This window comes from Nocardioides sp. P5_C9_2, assembly GCF_054049555.1.
In genome coordinates, this window is record NZ_JBFUMD010000316.1 from 1 (window position 1) to 4,749 (window position 4,749).

Sequence of the window (4,749 nt, forward strand, 5' to 3'; positions counted from 1 at the left end):
GGCAACCGGTCGCCCGCCCCGGGCGGCTACTTCTCCCACTACGAGGCCGGGGACCTGACGGGCCTCGCCTCGCTCGGCGCGGCGAAGGGCTGCCTGACCAAGTACCGCGGTCGCTACCAGCCCCGCGCCGGCGGCCCMGTCCTCACCCCCGGGGTCGTCTCCCCCGGTCGTGAGGTCGTGGACCTCGTCGAGGAGCACTGACGATCCATCGCTGAGCCGAGGTGGGGCGACGCCCTACCCCGGCACCACAGTCGCCACCGTGGCGGCGGACTGCACGGGATGCTCGGGTCCCGGCGCCGTCCGCCGCCACTGTGGCGTCCGGGGCCTGCCTCCGCCGGGGCTCAGGACTTCAGGGTCGACGCCACCTGCTGCCCCGGGTCGACCCGTCCCAGGATCGCGTCGGCGATGGCGGCGAGCTGAGTCACCTGCTCGGTGGTGAGGGCGTCGATCACGTTCTCCCGCACGGTGGCGACGTGCCCCGGCGCAGTGGCGCGCACCTTGTCCCATCCCGCGGCGGTCAGCCTCGCGTTGGTGGCGCGCGCGTCCTCGGGACACGGGAGCCGCTCGACGAGCTCTCGCTCCTCGAGGCGTCGTACGACGTGGGACAGGCGCGGCAGCGAGGCGTTGGTCTGCGCGGCCAGGTGAGTCATCCGCAGCGTGCTTCCCGGTGACTCGGAGAGCATCGCCAGCACGAAGTACTCGAAGTGCGTCAGCTGCGCGTCGCGGCGCAGCTGAGAGTCGAGGACTCCGGGGAGCAGCTCGAGCACGGCCGCCAGGCGCACCCAGGCCGCCCGCTCCCGGTCGTCCAGCCATCTCGCTTCCACAGGACCCTCCTCAAAAGGTTGTTCCCACAAGTTTAGCGGTGTACGGTGTTAGTTGTAGCAACAACTAAACTACCCATCCAGGAGAACCCCATGACGCACGTCAGCATCATCGGCACCGGCACGATGGCCCAGGCCATCTCGTCCGTGGTCACCCGCGGCGGCAACACCGTCGAGCTCATCGGCCACGCCGACTCCGACACGCAGCCCACCGGCGACATCGTCGTCCTCGCGGTCCCCTACCCGGCCCTGGCGGACGTGCTCGCGACCCGCGGCGCGCAGCTCGAGGGCAGGGTGGTCGTCGACATCACCAACCCGCTGGACTTCGCGACCTTCGACTCCCTCGTCGTCCCCGCCGACGCCTCGGCCACCGCCGAGATCGCCGCCGCACTGCCCGGCGCGCGGGTGCTCAAGGCCTTCAACACCACCTTCGCCGCCACCCTGGCCGCGGGCACCGTCGGGGACGTCCCCACCACGGTGCTGATCGCCGGCGACGACGCCGACGCCAAGTCGCTGCTCGCCGACGTGATCGCGGCCGGCGCCCTCCGCGCCGTCGACGCAGGGTCCCTGTCCCGCGCCCGCGAGCTCGAGGCGCTCGGCTTCCTGCAGCTCACCCTCGCCGTCGGCGAGAGGGTCTCGTGGACCGGCGGCTTCGCCGTCGTCGCGTGACCAGCCCCAGCACGACCGCCGCGGCCGACGCACGCATCGACCCTCGCCACCCGTTCGCCGCGCACCTGCGCCGGACGGCGGCGACGCAGGCGGCGACTCCGCACCGGGCCTGGACCCCCCAGGACGGTCCCCTGCCGAGCCTGTACGTCAGCCACGGGGCGCCGATGCTCTTCGAGATGGCCGACTGGATGACGCAGCTCGGTCGGTGGGCGCGTTCCCTGCCTCGGCCCCGCGCGATCCTGATCGTGTCGGCGCACTGGGAGTCGGCGCCGACCATGCTCTCCAACATCCGGCCGCAGGAACTGGTCTACGACTTCGGTGGCTTCGACCCCATGTACTTCCGGATGCGCTACGACACCCCGGACGCGGCCCCCCTCGCCGCCCGGGTCGCCGCCCTGATGCCCGACAGCGAGCCTCTCCACGAGCACCGCAGCCGCGGTCTCGACCACGGCGCCTGGGTGCCCCTCAAGATCATGTACCCGGAGGCCGACATCCCGGTGCTGCAGCTGAGCATGCCCACGCACGACCCCGCACGGCTGCTCGACCTCGGCCGTCGCCTACGCACGCTGCGCGAGTCCGGCGTGCTGGTCATCGGGTCCGGATACATGACCCACGGCCTGCCCTACCTCGACTGGTCCCGCCCCGAGGTCGTGCCGGGGTGGTCGTCGGACTTCGACCTCTGGGCGGCCGACGCGCTGGGCCGCGGGGACGTCGAGGCCCTCTCCGACTTCCGGGCGGCGGCCCCGGGGATGCCCTACGCGCACCCGACCGTCGAGCACTTCACGCCGCTGTTCGTGACCCTCGGTGCCTCGGACGACCCTGAGGCACCGCCCAGGACGGCCATCGACGGCTACGCCCTCGGCCTCGCCAAGCGGTCGTTCCAGACGGCCTGACGGCGACCCCGCGCCGTCACCCCGGCGCGGTCTCGCTAGCGGGTGCGCCACGCTCGAATGTGATAGCCCCAGCCGCCGTAGTCCTCTCCCCAGTGGCTTGCCGGCTTGCCGCTTCCCACGTTGACGTACTCAGCGGCGGGATCCCACTGCTCCACCACCATCTCGGGGATGCCGTGGGYCAGGATGCGCTTGGGCATGGCGGACTTCTTCAGGACCACTGTCTTGGTCTGCCCGGTCAGCATGGGAACCGCCTGTGAATACACAGTCCTGCCGCGCTTGTTGAACAGCCGGATACGGAAGCGCCTGTCCTTCGCGGCACCCCAGTAGTCGTGGGCGGTGACCGTGACTCGGGTCTTGTCGTAACCCCTCGAGACGTGGGTCATCCGGCAGTCGGGCACGAACATCGTCTTCGAGAACACGGTGTACGGGTGAGCACCGTCGTCCCAGATGGTGTCTTGCAGGTCACTGCGGCCCACTCTGATCGTCCACGTGGTTCCGCCCCACAATCCGGAACCGTCGTTGACGTGGTCGTTCTCCCACTCGAACATGTCGATGCTGGTCGTCTGTCCGTCCTCGAGACGGGTCACGTAGGGCTTGTCGGCGAACGTGTCGACTTCGCGTCCGCCCGTGAGTGAGGCAACGCCGAGTGCGCGGATGTAGCGGCCACTCGCGTCCGCGGTGTTGGTCAACGAGACTGTAGCCGCGCGCCTGGTGGCCCGGTTGATGTCGCCTACGGGGTTGCTGAGGCACGTGCCGATCGTCACCGCGAAGGCGTCCGAAGCCTCAGCGGCGCCCAGGTCAGCGGAGTAGTCGAAGGTCCACGAGCCTGCGTCCGGGTTCGTGGTGATCGTCACCGAAGGGGCACCGTGGGTGGAGTAGCACCCCTGGTCGGTCCACTGTCCATCGACGAGATAGTTGCCGAAGAGCCCCCCTGTGGCCGGGAACGACTCGGGGATGCAGTATTCGTCCTGGTCTGTTCCGCCACGGTCAGCCTTCGTGGGCGCGGGCGCCGTGTAGCCGTCGCCGAGGACGGATGAGTCAGCCAGGGCTGGCCCAGCAAGAGCGCTGACCATCGACAGCCCGACGACAGCGGCGATGGTCGTCCTTCGAGTCCCCCGTATGCGCATGGCAGCAGTTTGGGGTCCCGAGACGGGGACGTCCCTGTTTCCGTTGATCTCGTGAAGGCTGCGGGTCATCAGCGCGGACGCACGACCATCCGGACACGACCATCCGGACATGAAGAGGCCGGTCACCCATCTCTGGGTGACCGGCCTTCACTTCGTGTCGAGGTTCGCAAACCCGGAAGCCCGGTTTCGCACTTGCCTCGTGGTGCGCGAGGGGGGATTTGAACCCCCACGCCCTTTCGGACACTGCGACCTGAACGCAGCGCGTCTGCCGTTCCGCCACTCGCGCGTGAAGCGAGGCAAAGGCTATCCCACGCCCGCGGGGCCGTCACAATCGCGGTCCCGGGGCGGCGATCGGCTGCGGCGGTGCCCGGCGCGACCCTCCCCTGACAGTACGATCGGCCAGACCCGACGGCCGTCGAGAGGAGGCGCACGACATGAACGCACTGCAGCGGTTCGAGCGCAGGCTGGAACAGATGATCTCCGGGGTGTTCGCCCGCGCCTTCCGCAGCGCGGTGCAGCCTGTCGAGATCGCCGCGGCCCTCCAGCGGGAGTGCGACAACAACGCCCAGATCATGAGCCGCGACCGGCGCCTGGTGCCCAACCGCTTCCTCGTGCTCCTCGCCGCGGTCGACCTCGAGCGCCTCCAGGGCTACGACGACGCGATGGAGCGCGAGCTCGTCGACCAGCTCAAGGACCACGCCGACACGCAGGGCTACGTCTTCACCGGTCCCGTGCACATCGACTTCGAGGCGGCCGACGACCTGACCACCGGGCGCTTCCGGATCCTCAGCCGCGCCGAGGCCAGCGTCACCGACAACGACCAGCGCACCCGCACGCGTGCGGCCCGCGCCGTGCTCGAGGTCAACGGCACCCGCCACCCGCTGCGGGCACCCGGCCTCGTCGTGGGTCGCGGCACCGAGGCGGACCTGCGCATCAACGACCCCGGCGTGAGTCGCCGGCACATCGAGTTCATGGTCACCGGCGACGACCTCGAGGTGGTCGACCTCGGCTCCACCAACGGGATGCTGGTCGACGGCACCAAGGTCGGCCGGGCCGGCCTCCGCGACGGCACCGAGGTCAAGATCGGTCACACCACCATGACGGTCCGCGTCACCGAGGAGGGCTAGGACATGTCCKAGCTCACCTTGTTCCTCATCCGCTTCGCCTACCTCGCGATCCTGTGGATCTTCGTGCTCTCGGCGATCTCGGTGATCCGCTCCGACATGTTCGGCGCGCGCG

The 4,749-nt window shown here is 69.9% G+C and carries 6 protein-coding genes and 1 tRNA gene; 4 read left to right on the top strand and 3 right to left on the bottom strand.

Annotation, left to right across the window (positions count from 1 at the left end):
- On the top strand, positions 1 to 201 hold a 201-nt coding region (locus tag ACXJKL_RS14865; protein WP_457207819.1), incomplete at its 5' end, for a hypothetical protein.
- 140 nt (positions 202 to 341) lie between these two features.
- On the opposite strand, the gene ACXJKL_RS14870 is transcribed toward ACXJKL_RS14865, so the two are convergent.
- Positions 342 to 824, bottom strand: coding sequence for a MarR family winged helix-turn-helix transcriptional regulator (locus ACXJKL_RS14870; RefSeq protein ID WP_457207820.1), 483 nt, complete (start codon positions 822 to 824; stop codon positions 342 to 344).
- Positions 825 to 914: 90 nt separating this feature from the next.
- Here ACXJKL_RS14870 and ACXJKL_RS14875 point away from each other — a divergent pair, with 90 nt between their 5' ends.
- Together ACXJKL_RS14875 and ACXJKL_RS14880 are read left to right on the top strand one after the other, a co-directional pair.
- Positions 915 to 1,490 carry an NADPH-dependent F420 reductase gene (locus ACXJKL_RS14875; protein WP_457207821.1) on the top strand — a complete coding sequence of 192 codons (576 nt, stop codon included), beginning with the start codon at positions 915 to 917 and terminating at the stop codon, positions 1,488 to 1,490.
- Positions 1,487 to 2,383 carry a dioxygenase family protein gene (locus tag ACXJKL_RS14880; RefSeq protein WP_457207822.1) on the top strand — a complete coding sequence of 299 codons (897 nt, stop codon included), beginning with the start codon at positions 1,487 to 1,489 and terminating at the stop codon, positions 2,381 to 2,383. Before ACXJKL_RS14875 ends, ACXJKL_RS14880 begins: the two co-directional genes overlap by 4 nt.
- Before the next feature lie 35 nt (positions 2,384 to 2,418).
- Here the strand turns inward: ACXJKL_RS14880 and ACXJKL_RS14885 are convergent, their stop codons facing one another.
- Both ACXJKL_RS14885 and ACXJKL_RS14890 read right to left on the bottom strand, forming a co-directional pair.
- Positions 2,419 to 3,636, bottom strand: coding sequence for a hypothetical protein (locus ACXJKL_RS14885; protein ID WP_457207823.1), 1,218 nt, complete (start codon positions 3,634 to 3,636; stop codon positions 2,419 to 2,421).
- A 74-nt stretch (positions 3,637 to 3,710) separates the two neighbouring features.
- Positions 3,711 to 3,796: transfer RNA gene (locus ACXJKL_RS14890), tRNA-Leu, on the bottom strand.
- A gap of 148 nt (positions 3,797 to 3,944) precedes the next feature.
- Between ACXJKL_RS14890 and ACXJKL_RS14895 the strand changes: the two genes are divergently transcribed.
- A complete protein-coding gene (locus tag ACXJKL_RS14895) occupies positions 3,945 to 4,637 on the top strand; it encodes an FhaA domain-containing protein (protein WP_457207824.1) in 693 nt (230 codons plus the stop codon).
- The last annotated feature ends 112 nt before the right edge of the window (positions 4,638 to 4,749 follow it).

What these genes read in the sequence shown, in the direction of transcription:
- ACXJKL_RS14875 (WP_457207821.1), top strand. Translation starts at nt 915, where the DNA reads ATGACGCACGTCAGCATCATCGGCACCGGCACGATGGCCCAGGCCATC.
- ACXJKL_RS14895 (WP_457207824.1), top strand. Translation starts at nt 3,945, where the DNA reads ATGAACGCACTGCAGCGGTTCGAGCGCAGGCTGGAACAGATGATCTCC.